At 35.8% G+C, this 17,254-nt stretch carries 17 protein-coding genes and 2 other annotated features; all 17 genes read right to left on the reverse strand.

The window, feature by feature from the left end:
* Window positions 1-261: 261 nt before the first annotated feature.
* Window positions 262-552, reverse strand: a complete 291-nt coding sequence (rpmA, locus tag LMOATCC19117_RS07780; protein ID WP_003726866.1) for a 50S ribosomal protein L27 — start codon at window positions 550-552, stop codon at window positions 262-264.
* Between the two features lie 13 nt (window positions 553-565).
* Window positions 566-883, reverse strand: coding sequence for a ribosomal-processing cysteine protease Prp (locus LMOATCC19117_RS07785; RefSeq protein ID WP_003726867.1), 318 nt, complete (start codon window positions 881-883; stop codon window positions 566-568).
* An 18-nt stretch (window positions 884-901) separates the two neighbouring features.
* Window positions 902-1,210: a 50S ribosomal protein L21 gene (gene rplU, locus LMOATCC19117_RS07790; protein WP_003726868.1), complete on the reverse strand. Its 309-nt coding sequence runs from the start codon at window positions 1,208-1,210 to the stop codon at window positions 902-904.
* A gap of 12 nt (window positions 1,211-1,222) precedes the next feature.
* Window positions 1,223-1,301: a sequence feature (ribosomal protein L21 leader region), on the reverse strand.
* A gap of 65 nt (window positions 1,302-1,366) precedes the next feature.
* The gene (locus tag LMOATCC19117_RS07795) at window positions 1,367-2,728 is read right to left on the reverse strand and encodes an Rne/Rng family ribonuclease (protein WP_003727394.1); all 1,362 of its coding nucleotides are present in this window, start codon (window positions 2,726-2,728) and stop codon (window positions 1,367-1,369) included.
* Window positions 2,729-2,780: 52 nt separating this feature from the next.
* On the reverse strand, window positions 2,781-3,581 hold the full coding sequence (minD, locus tag LMOATCC19117_RS07800) for a septum site-determining protein MinD (RefSeq protein ID WP_003723226.1): 801 nt from the start codon (window positions 3,579-3,581) through the stop codon (window positions 2,781-2,783).
* A gap of 2 nt (window positions 3,582-3,583) precedes the next feature.
* Window positions 3,584-4,261, reverse strand: coding sequence for a septum site-determining protein MinC (gene minC, locus LMOATCC19117_RS07805; RefSeq protein ID WP_003725673.1), 678 nt, complete (start codon window positions 4,259-4,261; stop codon window positions 3,584-3,586).
* Window positions 4,262-4,438: 177 nt separating this feature from the next.
* Complete coding sequence (gene mreD, locus LMOATCC19117_RS07810; RefSeq protein WP_003723228.1) at window positions 4,439-4,957, reverse strand: rod shape-determining protein MreD; 519 nt, start codon at window positions 4,955-4,957, stop codon at window positions 4,439-4,441.
* Window positions 4,958-4,959: 2 nt separating this feature from the next.
* Window positions 4,960-5,847, reverse strand: coding sequence for a rod shape-determining protein MreC (gene mreC / locus LMOATCC19117_RS07815; protein ID WP_003725674.1), 888 nt, complete (start codon window positions 5,845-5,847; stop codon window positions 4,960-4,962).
* Between the two features lie 85 nt (window positions 5,848-5,932).
* A complete protein-coding gene (locus LMOATCC19117_RS07820; RefSeq protein WP_003727393.1) occupies window positions 5,933-6,946 on the reverse strand; it encodes a rod shape-determining protein in 1,014 nt (337 codons plus the stop codon).
* 451 nt (window positions 6,947-7,397) lie between these two features.
* Window positions 7,398-8,072, reverse strand: a complete 675-nt coding sequence (gene radC, locus LMOATCC19117_RS07825; RefSeq protein WP_003725676.1) for a RadC family protein — start codon at window positions 8,070-8,072, stop codon at window positions 7,398-7,400.
* A gap of 11 nt (window positions 8,073-8,083) precedes the next feature.
* Window positions 8,084-8,794 (reverse strand): prepilin peptidase, encoded by a 711-nt coding sequence (locus tag LMOATCC19117_RS07830; protein WP_003725677.1) that lies wholly within the window; start codon window positions 8,792-8,794, stop codon window positions 8,084-8,086.
* A gap of 211 nt (window positions 8,795-9,005) precedes the next feature.
* The gene (locus LMOATCC19117_RS07835) at window positions 9,006-10,295 is read right to left on the reverse strand and encodes a bifunctional folylpolyglutamate synthase/dihydrofolate synthase (RefSeq protein ID WP_003725678.1); all 1,290 of its coding nucleotides are present in this window, start codon (window positions 10,293-10,295) and stop codon (window positions 9,006-9,008) included.
* A gap of 61 nt (window positions 10,296-10,356) precedes the next feature.
* The gene (locus LMOATCC19117_RS07840; RefSeq protein ID WP_003725679.1) at window positions 10,357-13,008 is read right to left on the reverse strand and encodes a valine--tRNA ligase; all 2,652 of its coding nucleotides are present in this window, start codon (window positions 13,006-13,008) and stop codon (window positions 10,357-10,359) included.
* Window positions 13,009-13,056: 48 nt separating this feature from the next.
* Window positions 13,057-13,284: a binding site (T-box leader), on the reverse strand.
* A gap of 47 nt (window positions 13,285-13,331) precedes the next feature.
* The gene (hemL, locus tag LMOATCC19117_RS07845) at window positions 13,332-14,621 is read right to left on the reverse strand and encodes a glutamate-1-semialdehyde 2,1-aminomutase (RefSeq protein WP_003725680.1); all 1,290 of its coding nucleotides are present in this window, start codon (window positions 14,619-14,621) and stop codon (window positions 13,332-13,334) included.
* Between the two features lie 12 nt (window positions 14,622-14,633).
* On the reverse strand, window positions 14,634-15,608 hold the full coding sequence (gene hemB / locus LMOATCC19117_RS07850; protein ID WP_003734340.1) for a porphobilinogen synthase: 975 nt from the start codon (window positions 15,606-15,608) through the stop codon (window positions 14,634-14,636).
* Window positions 15,605-16,327 carry a uroporphyrinogen-III synthase gene (locus tag LMOATCC19117_RS07855; RefSeq protein ID WP_003725682.1) on the reverse strand — a complete coding sequence of 241 codons (723 nt, stop codon included), beginning with the start codon at window positions 16,325-16,327 and terminating at the stop codon, window positions 15,605-15,607. The genes hemB and LMOATCC19117_RS07855 overlap by 4 nt, the downstream gene beginning before the upstream one ends.
* Entirely contained in the window at window positions 16,324-17,253 is a 930-nt protein-coding gene (hemC, locus tag LMOATCC19117_RS07860; protein WP_003725683.1) for a hydroxymethylbilane synthase, read from the reverse strand. The genes LMOATCC19117_RS07855 and hemC overlap by 4 nt, the downstream gene beginning before the upstream one ends.
* Window position 17,254 lies beyond the last annotated feature (1 nt).

Consider the following 17,254-nt stretch of genomic DNA (forward strand, 5'->3'; position numbering starts at 1 on the left):
TCAAAACGTAGGCACACTAGTACCCTTGCATCGTTTCGATTGTCATCTCTTCTCCTGACATTTTAATTAACTTGAGTCTATTTAATCATATCAAGAAAACGCTGTCAATCAAACGACTTGTCCTATTTTTCACAATGTCTCTTCATCTGCCTCTTTACATTTACCCCAATTCACGAGAGTTATAACCCTTTTTAAAAGAAATTAATTCACAAAGATGAAAACACAAAAAAACCGCCACAAGTGGCGGTTTTAAATTTGTATTTAAGCTTCTTGTACTTCAGGATAAACGCTAACTTTTTTCTTGTCGCGTCCCATACGTTCGAAACGTACAACGCCGTCAGTTTTAGCGAATAAAGTATCATCGCCGCCACGTCCTACGTTAGTTCCTGGATAGATTTTAGTACCACGTTGACGGTAAAGGATAGATCCACCAGTAACAAATTGTCCGTCCGCACGTTTTGCACCTAAACGTTTTGATTCAGAGTCACGTCCGTTAGAAGTCGAACCGCCACCCTTTTTGTGCGCAAAATGTTGAATATCAAATTTTAACATGAAATTCCACCTCCTATTTGGAGTTAATTTTTATATGATCAGGATAGCTGTACGCTAATGACCTTAGTTGATTTTCCATCCCTGTAAGCAAGATTTGCACCACGTCATCTCCGACATAATCAGCAGGCACAGAATAGTAAAGGTAACCCTCCGACTCTTCTATTACAGGCTCAAAATCACGTACTTCCGAAATAGCATTCACCATTCCAAAAGCAATAGAGGATGCTCCTGCACATACCAAATCACTGCCATGTTCGGCAAAATCGGCGTGTCCACTCATTGTAAAAGAAATTATTTGGTTGTCTTCTCGCATAACATCGACTTGAATCATTGTTTTCGTCCTTTCAAATTAAGCATTGATAGCATCAATAGTTAATTTTGTGTAAGGTTGACGATGACCTTGTTTTTTGTGGTAGTTCTTTTTCGGTTTATATTTATAAACTGTCAATTTCTTCGCACGGCCTTGTTTTTCAACTTTAGCTGTTACAGTTGCGCCTTCCACGAATGGAACGCCAACTTTAGCGGAATCTCCACCTACGAATAGAACTTTGTCAAAAGTAACAACATCACCAACTTCACCTGCTAATTTCTCAACATAGATCTCTTGGCCTGCTTCTACTTTGATTTGTTTCCCACCTGTTTCAATAATTGCGTACATACTTGCACCTCCTCATATACTAAGACTCGCCATCACAGGGGATTTACACGAAGTAAATACTTGACCCAGCTCTGTGCGGTTGTAGCTTGGTGCGCTACAAACATAACAGTAAAATGATAGCATAAGCAAGCAGCCTATGTCAACCAATTGTTGATTTTAGTTTTCCACCCGGCCAATTTGATAAAACGGGACTCTTTCATCCGCCACTTCCCAATCAATTGGCGCATTACTTAGCGTATTCAAATCTAAAAAAGTATCTAAAACATCTTCTGTCGTAATAATTTGGATATTGCTTGGCTCATTTTGCATAATCCCTGAAAGCTCTCGTTCTAATTCGAAAGCAAGCGTCTCTTTGGAAGCCACATGGCCCGTCGCATAACAAACTGGACAAGGCATCGTTGTCGTTTCTAAAAAGGATTGCTGTTTTTTGCGTCTCGTCAGTTGTAATAGCCCTGACTGCGATAAAGCAGCAACTTGTGTTGTAATATATTCTTCGCGAGTTTTGATCTCTAACGCTTCATAAAGCGCTGTGTAGCCCAATTCTGACATTCCTCCAATAAAATCCACTAATATCATCCCACTCATATTACGTAACCTAATTTGTCGAAGGATTTCAGGAACTGCTTTGAGATTTACTGATTCTACTGTTTTTTCTTTTGCTGTGGTACCTTTAAATTTACCTGAGTTTACATCAACAACCCACATCGCTTCTGTTTTTTCAATAAATAAAGAAGAACCATTACTTAAATGAACCACTGGTCGTGCGAGCCTATCTATTTGAGCTTTGATACCTAGGTCCGCAAATAAATCAGCGCTTTTCTTTATGATGATTTGCTTATCCGGCCATAGCATTTCTAGCATTTTAGCAAACTCAAAATCATCCGTAATTACTTCTGATGGTGCGTATCGTTGAATGAACTGTTTCGTACTATTTAAAATTCCCGAAGCCACTGATAATAGTAAGCCAGGTTTTTTCCGCTTGCTAGCTTCTTTTAATAATGTTTGATGTTTATCTCTCGCTTGAACCAAGGCTTGTTGCAATTGCTCTTTCGTCGCAAATTCTGCATTAGATCGAATAATTACCGCTTCATTTTCTTCCACCATGGTTTCCGTTATTTTCTTTAATCTGATTTTGTCTCCTATTCTTTTAGAAATAGAAATATATTCTTTTCCATACAAATAAATAAGCAAGTCACCAGAAAATTCCAGTATACCAGTTAATAACGGAAGTTTCGTCGCGCTGCCTTCCCGCACAATTTGAACTGGAATTTTAGCACCTTGCGTTTTATCATAGCTTTCCGGAATATCTTTTAAATGGATGAAACCTTTGTTATTATTACCTAAATCAACAAAAGCTGCTTCCACTTTTCGATCGATTTTTTGAATAAATCCATAATAAATATCACCAACTTGAACTTTTTCAGAAGGTCGTACAATTTCAATATCTATTAACAAATCATCTTCCATTGCTGCTATTCGTTTTTCTATAGGAGCCGCACTTACTACTAGCTTTTTCATACAATCACCTTTTATAAAGACCCTTCATCTTAAAGATAAAGGGTCTAATTTTTTATTTCCCGCTAAAAAGTTGCTTTAAGCGAGCGAAAAATCCCGCTTTTTTTGTTTCAATCGACATTAAAGGGATAGATTCTCCAAGAATACGTCGAGCAATATTACGATAACCTTGTGAAGCACGGTTATTTGGTAACATAGCGACAGGATCCCCACTGTTCGAAGAGCGAATAACTTCATCATCATCAATGATAATACCAAGTAATTCAATTGATAAATGTGTGGTAATTTCATCAATATCCATTACATCACCATTCATCATCATTTGTGTACGAATACGGTTAATAATTAATTTTGGTGGCTCAATATCTTCTTTTTCCAGTAAACCGATAATTCTATCTGCATCACGAACTGCTGATATTTCTGGCGTTGTAACTACAATTGCTTTGTCTGCACCAGCAACGGCATTTTTATAGCCAGTTTCAATTCCTGCAGGACAATCAATTAAAATAAAATCATAGTCTGGGCGGAGTTGATTAATTAAATCCACCATTTGTTCACCCGAAACAGCATTTTTATCAGTAGTTTGCGCCGCTGGAAGCAAGAAAAGTAAATCATCAAAACGTTTATCTTTAATCATTGCTTGATGAATTTTACAGCGACCTTCTACCACATCTACTAAATCATAAATAATTCGATTTTCAAGACCTAAAACAACATCTAAATTGCGAAGGCCGATATCCATATCAATCAAGCACACTTTCTTACCTTGAAGAGCAAGTGCCGTTCCCAAGTTAGCAGTTGAAGTAGTTTTTCCTACTCCACCTTTCCCAGAAGTAATGACTATAGCTTCTCCCATGTTTAACGCCCTCCTTGAAAATTAGAAATTTCAGGTCTAATTTTTCTTATCTTATGTATTCCATCAATTACTATCTCACCTGCATCATTTACAAATGCAGAAAACAAATCTGTTTCAGTGACCTCTTTATAATCCTCACTATCAAATCCGTATACCTTATCGGCAATTCTAACTTGTGAGGGATAAAGAAATTTTCCTGCTACAATAGCATTTCCGTTGCCTTCAAAGCCAGCATGAATAATTCCTTTAATATTCCCTAGAACAAATACATTGCCATTTGAACGGATTTGTCCCCCAGGATTAACATCGCCAATTAGCAAAAAATCCCCTGGAACCTGAACAACTTGTCCAGAACGAATAATCGTTGCCATAGAAAAAATTTGATCATTTTCTTTCCATTTTTTGGCCTCGTCTTTAGACATCACATTACTATAAAATGCACTAATTTTCATTTGGCTATTCTCATGAATAATAGTTGATATTTCACGTTCTTCTTCCTCTGAAAACAGACGGTTACCAATTTGAACTTGCACCTCTAATTTTTCACCAGAGTATGGGTTTTGTTTCTGATCTGCAAGCAATTGAGTTAGTTCTTGTTGCAATTCAGATATACTCGCTTTATCACTAAGAAAAATACTAATGCCATCTTTTGTGCCTTTAATTTGAACATTCTTCTTCATATACCATTTCACCCCGCAACATTTATACTCTAGCCTTTAGTATACACTAACTCAAATTAAATGATAATAAAAAAATACTTTTTTTGAAAAAACAGCTTGAAATCGCAAACTGTGGATATTCTCCACAGTCATACTTTTTCAAGTAATAGCGACTTCAAACTGTTAAAATTACGATAGTTATTCTGATTTAACCAAACGATCAAGAAACAATCGGAATGGGAAAAAGACAACTAAAAAGAATGCTAAATTAATCAAAATGGTTGTCCATAAACGCTGATCAATAAAAACTGGGATAGACATGGTTGTCGTACCAATCAAATAATAAAACGCATATACTAAACTTTCTGTAAGAATAATATTAAATATCGCAATTAACCCAACCAAAAGTATATTATTTTGCAACACTTTCATAAATTTATCTGTGATATACACTGTAAACGGGAAGATAGCAAAATAAATGCCCATCACGCCAGTATAATAAATATCAAACAGCAAGCCTAGAATAAAAGCATATGCTAAAGTCGTATTTCGTTTATAAAAACAAGTCATAATCGTCAACATAATAAGTAAAAAATGTGGAATAAAAAGATGTCTATCATTAAACAGACCATTCGCAAACTGAAGACTAAAAACACCCTCAAGAATAAAGGTTCCAACCATGATTGCAGGAAGTGCAATGTTTTTCTTAACGTTCATGATTATTGTCCTCCAGTCGTGTCTGAACTAGTTGTATCGTCATCCGTTGTCCCTGCTTCCGCTGAACGCTTCAACACAGTAACATGATTTAGATCATACATGTCAGCACCTGGCTTAATAAACGCGGTTTGAGATAATCCCATTTTATCAGTTTCTACTTTTTCAATTGTACCGATAAAGATACCTGCTGGGAATTTTCCACCGAGTCCAGAAGTAACAACTTTCTGTCCTTTTTTAAATTTCATGTCATACGGTAATTGTTTTAATTCTAATAACTTAGTATCACTGTCATAACCATTGATAATCCCGAATGCATTTTCCTTGCCCTGCACTTTAGCAGAAACACGGTTTTTAACATCCGACGAAGTTAATAATTCAACCGTAGCTGATTTAGCGCCTGTCGTTGTTACTTTACCAATAAGACCACTTGGTGTTGTAACTGCCATATCCGGTTTTACTCCATCACTTGAACCTTTGTCGATTTCTACTTGATCATTCCAATTAGTAGGATTTCTAGAAATAACAGAAGCATTAAGTGGATCGTAGTCACGAATACTATCCGTAATATCAAGACTTTCTTTTAAATCTTTATTTTCTTTTTTTAAGTCTGCAACTTCACTTTCAAGTTGTGCCAATTCTTCTAAACGTTCTTTTAGATGTTGGTTTTCAGTATAAGTGTTTTTTAAATCAACCACTCCATCAACTGCACCTGAGATAAATGAAGTAGGCTTAGCTACTATATTTTCGCCAAATCCAACAACATCTTTCACAAATTGTTCTGGCCACGAAGCATTCTCACGATCACGTAAAGAAAAACCAACTAGCGCGACGAGAACAATAATAGATATTAACAAGATAATCAAACGTTTATTGAGAAAAAATTGTGGCATAACGACACCTCATCTCGTTAGTACTCTTTTTCCATTTTTTTGAAGCTAATTCATCTTGTTATATGACATAAATGAGCGTGTCCATTTAGTTCATTTTTTTGCGTTTATACATATCCATATTTTCCAAAGCTTTCCCTGTTCCAATTGCAACACAATCAAGTGGTTCATCTGCAATAATAACAGGCATTTTTGTTTCTTCGGAAATAACTGTATCTAAATTACGTAAAAGAGCTCCCCCACCTGTGAGTACAATACCTTTATCCATAATATCAGCTGACAATTCTGGTGGCGTATTTTCAAGTGTTCCTTTTACAGCATCAATAATCGCTGCTACTGTATCAGCAAGTGCTTCGCTAATTTCTTCTGGAGTAATTTCAATAGTTTTAGGAAGTCCAGTTACTAAATCACGTCCTCGAATGCTAAATGGAGATAAGTCCAAACCATTTGGACTAGCTGAGCCAATTTCCATTTTGATTGCTTCGGCAGTACGATCACCAATTAATAGATTATATTTTTTACGAATGTAATTAATGATAACTTCATCTAAATCATCACCAGCAGTTCTTACAGAGCGACTGGTTACAATACCACCTAGAGAAATAACAGCAACTTCTGTAGTTCCTCCACCAATATCTACAACCATGCTACCTGTAGGCTCGCCAACTGGAAGCCCAGCACCAATAGCCGCAGCAAATGGCTCTTCAATTGTAAATGCATCTTTAGCTCCTGCTTGACGAGTCGCATCAATAACAGCACGTTTTTCTACACCTGTAATTCCAGAAGGTACACATATCATTACGCGTGGTTTACTTGCATTAACACTTTTACCAGCTTTTTGTATGTAATACTTCATCATTGCTGCAGTTGTATCATAATCAGCAATAACACCATCTTTCATTGGACGAATTGCAACGATATTTCCTGGTGTTCTACCAATCATATTTTTTGCATCGCTACCAACTGCAACTATTTCTTGAGTGTCTTTTTTCATTGCTACAACGGAAGGTTCACGAAGGACAATACCTTTTCCCTTCATATAGACAAGTGTGTTCGCTGTTCCTAAATCAATTCCAATATCTTTATTACCAAATCCAAACATCTGTATTCTCCTTTTCCTTCGTAATATTCTACAGGATACATTAAGTTTCCTTATTCGTCCATTAAATTAATGTTACCTTATCCCTTTGTGTCAATGTTTCTGTTTAGACACATAAACAACCATCTTATTATAACATAAGTAAGACTATGAGACATTAATTTTTCATGAGAAGGAAAAAATTTTAACTTTTCTTTAAAAACATTTTTTGAGCGTTACTAAATTTACTAAGAATATACTTTTGAAAGGATAAATTTTCACTTAAAAAATTCAATCAGACAAAGAAAAACTGGAATGGCAAACATACCGATAACTATTGAAAAGACGATAATATTATCTTTATATACTCTCCATTTATTTTGCACAATAAGCCACCTTTACATTTTATTGGTACTCACTTTAGCATAAGGTAGCAAACGTTGTCTGTAGACATTTTGTGAACAGTATTCTTGATTTAAAAGTAACCTTTTTCTTTCAAACTAATATACTTATTCTTGCCAATGATAATATGATCTAGTAAGGTAATTCCGACAATATTACCAGCTTCAGCTAACCTTTTTGTTACAAGCAAGTCTTCACTAGAAGGAGTCGGATCACCAGATGGATGGTTGTGAAAGCACATGATTGATGCTGCTGATTTCCTGAGCGCTAATCTAAAAACTTCTCTAGGATGAACGATGGAAGCATTCAGACCACCAACAAAAATCGTTTGCCGATATATTACTTGGTTTTTGGTATTTAAAAATAGACAATGGAAATGTTCTTGAAAAAGAAAAGCAAGCTCTGGCATTACAAGTTTTACCGCATCTTCGGGACACCTAACAACCACTTCTTCCTGCTCCGTTACGATGCCGATACGTCTTCCAAGTTCAATCGCAGCCATGATTTTAGAAGCTTTTGCTATTCCGATACCATTAACTAACTGAAATTCTTCTATAGAAGCATATTGCATTTCGCCCACGTTTTTGAATTTCATGATGATTCGATTAGCTATCGTCAAAACTGACTCATTTTTAGTCCCTGTTTCAATAATTAAAGCAACCAATTCCGAAGATGAAAGTGCTTCTATCCCATAATTCTGTAGCTTTTCGCGTGGTTTTTCATTCTCTGATATTTCATGTATCAACATAAGAACAGCTCCTATTTTATCAAAATACTAATCAGCAGAAAGGAAACATATATATACGGAACAAATGGAACTTGCTTATTTTTCTTCACTTTATTTAATATCAATGCAGTTAATAATATTATTGTCCCTATAATAATTGCTAGAAAAAAGATATAATATCCTATTTTAAAACCTAAAAAAGTACTTAAAATAATAAGTATTTTGATATCGCCAAGTCCAATTCCTTTTCGAAAAATAATAAAAAAAAGAAGATAAAAAAGACAGCTGATTACCCCTGAAAAAATGAAATCCATCAAAGTTTGGTTATATAAGATGGCAATGATTGCCAGTACACAGAAAAATACAATTAATATTGAGTTAGGGACATACAAATAAAAAATATCTGTGATAAAGAAAAAAGCTAAAAAAAAATAAATAATGTAGTAAAGAAGAAACGAATATGAAAAAGAAAATTGAATGTACAGAAGAAGTATATAGATTGGTGTTACTAATTCCATTAAAAAGTAGATTATCGGAATAGGTCTTTCACAGCATCTAGACTTTCCTCTAAAAAAAAGAAAGGAAAAAACGGGAATGATATGATAGAAAGCAAGTGTCTTTTGACAAAAATTACACTCCGAAAAACGGAATAAAAATGATTTTTTCACTGGAAAACATTCTCCTGCGACTTGAATGAACGACATAAATACTGCACTATAAATAGCTAATAAAAAGTAAATCATCTGTCACCTCCTAGTTGTTAAAAACAGAATAGCAGAGACGAAATCTTTTTGCACATAGCTAAAATCACTTTTCCACCTTCTATTGCATAACAAAAACACCTATTTTCATTAGTGGAAAACAGGTGTTTTTATATATTTTATCTTCTGAAAATCCTTTTTTAGCTATTTGTTCTTTTTTATTTCTCACAGTATACTCGATTTATTCAAAAGATTAACGTTTTGAGGCCAACAAATATTTCCGCACTTCTGAAATGAAATAAAGCGATCCTGTAATAAAGATTTTCGTATTAGTCTCCGTTTCGTAAAGATTACCTAATACTTGCTGCCAATCTGGGTTCAAAGAAATACCTTCATTTTTTCCTATTTGTATTACTTCTTCCGCCATCATAGCTCTAGGATAATCAAAAGTAGTTAGTATTATTTCTGTATTGGGAATGGACTTTAACATTCCTAACATTTCTTGATAGTTTTTATCAGCTAATATACTCACGATTATTTTCTTAGGCCCAGAATACTTTTGGATGGAATGAGCGAATGTTTTAATACCTTCTGGATTATGCGCTCCATCCAGCATAATAAATGGATTTGAAATGATTTTCTCCATTCTTCCTGGCCAAAATGCTTTTTCCAAGCCTTTTTTAATTGCCGCCAAACCAATTTCAAAGGTAGAAAATGTATTTAAGTACTGTAATACTTTAATAGCTACCGCCGCATTATTCAATTGATGAAGACCAAGCAGCCCAATGGAAAGATTGCTTATTTCTTCTCCATATATAGTTTTATAAGTTATATTTCCATTTTCATTATGCATGAAAAAAGTCTCATTTAATTGAGCAACATTGGATTTATTCTTTTTTGCTATCTTAGCTATAACTTCTTGAGCTTCTTTTTGTATAGCACCTGAAACAACTGGTATTCCTGGCTTAATTATGCCAGCTTTTTCACTAGCAATTTGCTCGATTGTATCCCCAAGGAATTCCATATGATCCATCCCAATCGTGGTAATTACAGAAATTAGTGGCACTAGAATATTCGTAGAGTCCAGTCTTCCGCCTAGTCCTACTTCGATAATACCAATATCAATGGAAACATATTCCGCAAAGCATAAAAACATCATAGCTGTAATAATTTCAAATTCTGAAGGTGGTCCATAAATAGTTTTTTCTAGCTCTTCCGCAATAGGTTTAATTCGGTTAGCTAATGAAACGATCATTTCATCGCTAATCGGTTCACCATTAATACTAATTCGTTCATTAAAAACTTCAATGTATGGTGAAGTGAAGGTTCCCGTTCTATATCCAGCTTCTTCTAGAGCATTTCTAACAAAAGTAAGTGTTGAGCCTTTTCCATTTGTTCCAGCAATATGTACCCACTTATTCGCTTTTTCCGGATGATTTAGCTTTTCCATCATATACTCCATACGAGCTAGTCCAGGCTTTATTCCTAGACGAAGCGTTCCGTGAATCCAATCTAATGCTTCTTCATACGAATTTAATGTCATTATTTAAACCACCTTAAAACTGACCCTACCAGTTGATTTCATGATAAGGTCAGTTCGTTTTTTATACTTCTTTTAACGTTTCAATTCTTTCAAGAACAGAGGCTTTTTTATCTAGATAATCTTTTTCTTTTAGACGCTCTTCTGCAACTACACTCTCAGGAGCTTTGCTAATGAATCGCTCATTGTTTAGTTTCCCTTGAACTCTTGCCACTTCTTTATTCCATTTTTCTAGTTCTTTTTCAAGTCGAGCAATCTCTACATTTAAATCAATTAACGCCTCTAAAGGAATGAAAATCTCTGCTCCAGATACTACAGCAGTCATCGCCGTTTTAGATGCTTCAACATCGAAGGAAATTGTCACTTGTTCAGGGTTACAAAAACGTTCAATATAAGAAATATTTTGTTCTAGAATTTCTTTATACGTAGTATCTTTCGGTTTAATTTCAAGAACAATTGGCTTACTAAGAGGCGTATTCACTTCAGATCGAATATTCCGGACAGCACGAATCACTTCAACTAAAGTAGCCATGGCCGTAGAAGATTTAGTATCAATCTGTTGTTCATTCACTTTTGGCCATTCAGCAATTGTAATAGATTCCCCTTCGTGAGGTAAATTTTGCCAAATTTCTTCTGTTACAAAAGGCATAAATGGATGAAGTAATCGCATAGTCGCATTCAAAGTATACGCAAGTACAGATCTAGTTGTTTGTTTTGCTACTTCATCTTCTCCGTAAAGAGGTATTTTCGCAATCTCTATATACCAATCACAGAAATCATCCCAGATAAAGTTATATAACGTTCGTCCCACTTCACCAAATTCATATTTTTCACCTAAGGAGGTAACCGCTTGAATTGTTTCATTAAGTCTAGTCAATATCCATTTATCACTAACTTCAGTAACATTAGACAAATCAATTTCATTATATTTCATCCCATCTAAATTCATTAACACAAAACGGGATGCATTCCAAATCTTATTAATGAAATTCCAAGTAGACTCTACTTTTTCATAGCTGAATTTCAAATCTTGACCTGGTGATGAACCTGTTGCAAGTGTATAACGAAGAGAATCTGCTCCATATTTGTCAATAACTTCAATTGGGTCCACACCATTACCAAGCGACTTAGACATTTTACGTCCTTCAGAGTCACGCACTAAACCATGAATCAATGTATCTTTAAAAGGTCTCTCACCAGTAAATTCAACAGATTGGAAAATCATTCTAGATACCCAAAAGAAAATAATATCGTATCCAGTTACTAAAGTATTAGTTGGGAAGAAATGTTGGAAATCTGGATTCTCAGTATCTGGCCAGCCCATTGTTGAAAATGGCCATAAAGCCGAACTAAACCAAGTATCTAGTACATCTTCATCTTGTTCCCATTCAGAAAGGTTTTCAGGTTCGCTTTCACCAACATAAATTTCACCTGTTTCTTTATGATACCAAGCCGGGATTCTGTGACCCCACCATAATTGACGCGAAATACACCAATCGTGAATGTTATCCATCCAAGTTTCATATGTTTTTTCAAATCTAGCTGGTACAAAATTCACTTTGTTTTCCGTTTTTTGAAGTTCCAGTGCTTCTGCAGCAAGAGGTTCCATTTTCACAAACCATTGTAGTGAAAGATAGGGTTCTACTACCGCTCCAGTTCGCTCTGAATGCCCCACTGAATGCAAGTGAGGTTCTTGTTTGATAAATAAACCTAAGTCTTTGAAATCTTGAATAATTTCTTTTCTAGCTACAAAACGGTCCAAACCATCATATTTACCAGCATTTTTATTCATTGTCCCATCTTCATGCATGACAATAATTCTTGGCAACTCATGACGATTCCCTACTTCAAAATCATTCGGATCATGTGCAGGCGTAATTTTAACTGCACCAGAGCCAAACTCTCTTTCCACATATTCATCAGCAACAATAGGAATTTCTCTATTCAAAATCGGTAGCATGATGGTTTTACCAATTAAGTGTTGATATCTTTCATCTTTTGGGTGAACCGCAACAGCTGTATCACCCGGTATTGTTTCAGGACGTGTTGTAGCTACTTCTAGGTAACCAGAGCCATCAGTTAATGGATATTTCAAATGATAGAAACTGCCTTCAATATCTTTATGAATTACTTCAATATCAGATAAAGCCGTTTTCGCTTCTGGGTCCCAGTTTATTATATATTGGCCGCGATAAATAAGACCTTTATTATATAATGTTACGAATACTTTTTTTACGGCATCCGATAAACCATCATCTAGTGTAAATCGTTCTCTTGAGTAGTCTAAACCAAGGCCTAACTTCTCCCATTGTTCACGAATAAACTCAGCGTATTCTTCTTTCCATTCCCAAGTCTTATCCACAAAGTTTTCTCGTCCTAAGTCATAACGAGAAACATTAGATTCTTTTAATTTCGCTTCTACTTTAGCTTGCGTTGCAATACCAGCATGATCCATTCCTGGTAAATATAAAGTGTCAAACCCTTGCATTCTTTTCATTCGAGTAATAATATCTTGTAAAGTTGTATCCCACGCATGGCCTAAATGTAGTTTACCTGTTACGTTTGGTGGTGGAATAACAATACTGTAAGGTTTTTTATCCGTATTTCCTTCTGCTTTAAAGAATTCTTTTTCTAGCCACCATTTATATTTACCTGCTTCTACGTTACTCGGCTCATATTTTGTAGGCATATTTATTTCATTGTGTTCGATTGTCATAATGATTCCTCCTTTTTTAGGCAAAATAAAAAACTCTTCTCATCCTCATAAAAGGACGAAAAGAGTATTATTCGCGGTACCACCTTTTTACCCACAGAAAAAAATTGCAGGCACTTCATTGTGTTAACGATAGAGAAATCTACCGGTTATTCCTTACTATAAATTCAGGAATACTGCTCCAAGGCTACCTTCAGACATCATTTTTGAAAGCTTGCACCAACCGCTTTCTCTCTTTAAAAAAATAAATGTCCTACTCTTCCTCTTCATTGCATTTGATTCTATATACTAGAAATAATTTTAACAAAAGTTTCAAGATTCGTCAATTAGCCGCGAAGTATTTTGCATGTCGTATCAAATGCTTCCAAGGTCTTATCAATTTCTTTCTCGGTGTGCATCGTAGAAATGAAGACACCCTCAAACTGAGACGGTGGTAAGAAAATGCCTTGACCTAACATTTCACGGTAATAATTTCGGAAAAATTCTAGATTACTTGTTTTTGCTGTATCAAAATTAATCACTTTTTGATCAGTGAAGAAAAAGCCGAACATCGAACCAGCCTTATTAATCGAGAGCGGGACTTGTCTTCTAGCAGATATCTCTGTAAGTCCTTCTTCCATTCGCTTAATTAGGGTGCGGAAAACATCATAGTGTTGCGGCGTTAGTTGGCGAACTGTTTCAAAGCCAGCATTCATTGCTAATGGATTTCCGGATAAAGTTCCCGCTTGATAAATAGAACCAGCAGGAGCAATCTGTTCCATAATTTCTTTCTTTCCACCATAAGCACCAACTGGTAAACCACCACCAATCACTTTTCCTAAACAAGTAAGATCGGGCGTTACCACATAATAGCCTTGAGCAGAATAGTAATCTACTCTAAATCCGGTCATAACTTCATCAAAAATGAGCAAGGAGCCAAATTTTGTAGTAAGCTCTCGAAGTCCTTCTAAAAATCCATCAATTGGAGGAACAACACCCATATTGCCCGCGACTGGTTCAACTATGACTGCTGCTATTTCTTCTCCATATTTTTGGAAGGCCAGTTCGGCTCCTTCAATATCATTGTATGGGACTGTTATTGTATCTGCCGCAAGACCTTTAGTAACTCCTGGAGAATCCGGTAATCCGAGTGTCGCTACCCCTGAACCAGCTTTAATTAATAAAGAATCTCCATGTCCGTGATAACTTCCTTCAAATTTCAAGATTTTTTCTCTTTTTGTATAACCGCGAGCCAAACGAATAGCACTCATCGTTGCTTCCGTTCCTGATGAAACCATACGAACAATTTCAATAGATGGCACACGTTCAATTACTAATTTTGCTAATTCAGTTTCAATCTCAGTAGGCGTCCCAAAGCTGGTACCTTTCAGAGCTGCTTTTGTAATAGCATTAACAACAGCTGGATCAGCGTGCCCTAAAATTAGAGGGCCCCAAGATAACACATAATCAATATATTCGTTACCATCAACATCTGTAATATAAGCGCCTTTTCCGTGGTCCATAAAAACTGGCGAGGCATCTACAGAGTTGAATGCTCGAACAGGGCTATTTACACCACCAGGTAAGACTTTTTTGGCTTCTTTAAAGGCCTTTTCGGATTTCGAATAGTTTTGCAAATTTCTTACCTCCTATTTATTTAAATATTTGGATGCATCTTTTGCAAAATAAGTAATGATAAGTGTTGCACCCGCTCGTTTCATACTTGTTAGCATTTCTAAAACAATTTTTTCTTCATCTATCCAACCATTTTGCGCAGCTGCTTTTACCATTGCATATTCACCACTAACATTGTAGGCAACTACTGGTAAATTGGTATTGTTCTTAACATCGCGCATGATATCTAAGTATGATAATGATGGTTTAACAATAAGGAAATCTGCACCTTCTTGTTCATCCGACATTGCTTCGCGAAGAGCTTCTTCACGATTGGCAGGATCCATTTGATAAGATTTTCTATCACCAAATTGAGGGGCACTACCAGCAGCATCACGGAACGGTCCATAAAAAGCAGACGCATATTTAACTGCATATGACATAATTGGGATATCATAAAATCCCGCTTCATCTAACCCTTCGCGAATGACTTGAACAAAACCATCCATCATATTAGATGGAGCAATGATATCCGCTCCTGCAGCGGCTTGACTGACAGCTGTTTGTTTCAATAATTCAAGCGATTCGTCATTGAGAATTTCCCCGTTTTCAATAACACCACAATGTCCATGATCAGTAAATTCACATAAACATGTGTCAGCCACCACAAGAATTTCAGGAAAACTTTTTTTTATAAGCCTTGTAGCTTCTTGAATAATTCCGTGGTCGTGATAAGCTTGCGTGCCAACTGCGTCTTTCTCGGCAGGAATACCAAATAAAATAACCGCTTTAATACCAAGGCTCTCAACTACGCGCATTTCTTCTTCTAGTTCATGTAAAGGATATTGAAAAACCCCAGGCATAGAAGCTACTTCTGTTTTTGGTTCTTTGCCATCTTTAACAAAAATCGGATAGATTAAATCATCTGTATGTAAAACTGTTTCTCTTACTAAATCACGCAGTGTTTTGGTTTTTCTTAGACGACGATGTCTATCAAATTGATTTTTCATTTTAATTCCTCCTGTATTATCAAATCAGCTAGGTGCTTCATGGTGAAGGTTTTTGGTTGATATTTTACTTCCCATCCATCTGCTATAATGGCTTCTGTTGTAATACTACCAATGGATGCAATATGCCACTTCTCTTTTTGAGCAGGGAATGACTTCGCAGTGGAATAGAAGTTTTTCCATGCAGATGGGCTGGCAAAAACAATTATTTGTGTTTCATTTAGTTTCAGTTGTTCGATTAACCGTATTTTAGAATTTTCTGGAAAGATTGTTTCATAGAGCTCAAACGAAACAACGATGTAACCTTTTTCAATCAATCTATCTTTTATTATTGTTCTGCTTAAATTACTTTGTGGTATTAAGATACTTGTTTTCTCTGGGTTTTCGTTTAGCCATTCTTCTAAAAATACTTCTGACTGATAGATAGATGGGACAAAATTTGGTTCGTGACCAAATTCTGCCAGTTTTTCTTTTGTTTTTTCACCGATGACAGCTATTTTATAATTGAATCTTTCATGTTGGTTCGTAAAGAAATATTCTACAGCATTTGCACTTGTTAAAAAAAGCCAGTCTGTTTGTTGTTGTTCTCGACTCAAATCCATTTTTATAGGTCGTGTTTTAATCAGCGGGATTGACGTCACTTCAAAACCATTTTGCGAAAAATAGGTTTGCCATGGTTTGTTTTTATTCGCTTCTCTTGTTAAAACAACTTTTTTACTCATATATTTCTCAGTTCTTTGATAATAGTATCTGCACCTTCACTTAGCAAATCTTCTGCTACTTTATTTCCAATTTCACTTGGATTTGCACCAGCTTGTTCGGATGCAAGAATGATGGAACCATCCGCATTACCAACTAAACCTTTAAAATGAACGACTTCATTAGCTCTTGTAGCAAAGCCGGCAATCGGAATTTCACAGCCACCATTTAATTTTTTCAAGAAAACACGTTCTGCTTCTACACAAATTCCAGTTTCTTCGTGATGAATAGAAGTTAACATATCGCGGATTTGTTGATCACTTTCGCGACACTCGATAGCAAGTGCACCTTGTCCAACAGCTGGCAAACATAATTCTGGTGGGATGTCTTCTAGTTTTAACGTAGTATTTTCTAACCAACCCATACGAGCTAACCCAGCTTTTGCTAAGATAATTGCATCAAAATTTTCTGCATGTAATTTTTGAAGACGTGTATCGATATTGCCTCGAATTGGTTTAATCACAAAATCAGGTCGATGTTTTAGAAGTTGTGCCGCTCTACGGAGGCTACTTGTACCAATGACCGAGCCTTGTGGTAACTCATCTAGAGAATTCACTCGATTGAAAACGAAGCAATCTAATGGCGATTCACGTTTTGGAATCGCGCCAATAATTAATCCTTCTTTCAAACTTGATGGAACATCTTTCATGCTATGTACCGCAAAATCAATCACTTCATCACTTAAAGCCTGCTCCACTTCGGATACAAATAGACCTTTTCCGCCTACTTTGCTAAGTGTTACATCTAAAATACGGTCCCCTTTTGTAACAATTTCTTTTATCTCAAAATCGAACTCAGGATAATTTTCTTTGAGCTTGTTAATCACCCAATTAGACTGAGTTAAAGCTAACTTGCTTCGTCTAGAACCAACAATTATTTTTCGTTTCATC

Origin of the sequence: Listeria monocytogenes ATCC 19117, from assembly GCF_000307025.1 — a bacterium.
Taxonomy (GTDB): Bacteria; Bacillota; Bacilli; order Lactobacillales; family Listeriaceae; genus Listeria; species Listeria monocytogenes_B.

Bases quoted from the DNA above. Each gene is read 5' to 3' on its own strand.
- rpmA (WP_003726866.1), bottom strand. From the start codon at position 552: ATGTTAAAATTTGATATTCAACATTTTGCGCACAAAAAGGGTGGCGGT.
- LMOATCC19117_RS07785 (WP_003726867.1), bottom strand. From the start codon at position 883: ATGATTCAAGTCGATGTTATGCGAGAAGACAACCAAATAATTTCTTTT.
- rplU (WP_003726868.1), bottom strand. From the start codon at position 1,210: ATGTACGCAATTATTGAAACAGGTGGGAAACAAATCAAAGTAGAAGCA.
- LMOATCC19117_RS07795 (WP_003727394.1), bottom strand. From the start codon at position 2,728: ATGAAAAAGCTAGTAGTAAGTGCGGCTCCTATAGAAAAACGAATAGCA.
- minD (WP_003723226.1), bottom strand. From the start codon at position 3,581: ATGGGAGAAGCTATAGTCATTACTTCTGGGAAAGGTGGAGTAGGAAAA.
- minC (WP_003725673.1), bottom strand. From the start codon at position 4,261: ATGAAGAAGAATGTTCAAATTAAAGGCACAAAAGATGGCATTAGTATT.
- mreD (WP_003723228.1), bottom strand. From the start codon at position 4,957: ATGAACGTTAAGAAAAACATTGCACTTCCTGCAATCATGGTTGGAACC.
- mreC (WP_003725674.1), bottom strand. From the start codon at position 5,847: ATGCCACAATTTTTTCTCAATAAACGTTTGATTATCTTGTTAATATCT.
- LMOATCC19117_RS07820 (WP_003727393.1), bottom strand. From the start codon at position 6,946: ATGTTTGGATTTGGTAATAAAGATATTGGAATTGATTTAGGAACAGCG.
- radC (WP_003725676.1), bottom strand. From the start codon at position 8,072: ATGTTGATACATGAAATATCAGAGAATGAAAAACCACGCGAAAAGCTA.
- LMOATCC19117_RS07830 (WP_003725677.1), bottom strand. From the start codon at position 8,794: ATGATTTACTTTTTATTAGCTATTTATAGTGCAGTATTTATGTCGTTC.
- LMOATCC19117_RS07835 (WP_003725678.1), bottom strand. From the start codon at position 10,295: ATGACATTAAATTCGTATGAAGAAGCATTAGATTGGATTCACGGAACG.
- LMOATCC19117_RS07840 (WP_003725679.1), bottom strand. From the start codon at position 13,008: ATGACAATCGAACACAATGAAATAAATATGCCTACAAAATATGAGCCG.
- hemB (WP_003734340.1), bottom strand. From the start codon at position 15,608: ATGAAAAATCAATTTGATAGACATCGTCGTCTAAGAAAAACCAAAACA.
- LMOATCC19117_RS07855 (WP_003725682.1), bottom strand. From the start codon at position 16,327: ATGAGTAAAAAAGTTGTTTTAACAAGAGAAGCGAATAAAAACAAACCA.
- hemC (WP_003725683.1), bottom strand. From the start codon at position 17,253: ATGAAACGAAAAATAATTGTTGGTTCTAGACGAAGCAAGTTAGCTTTA.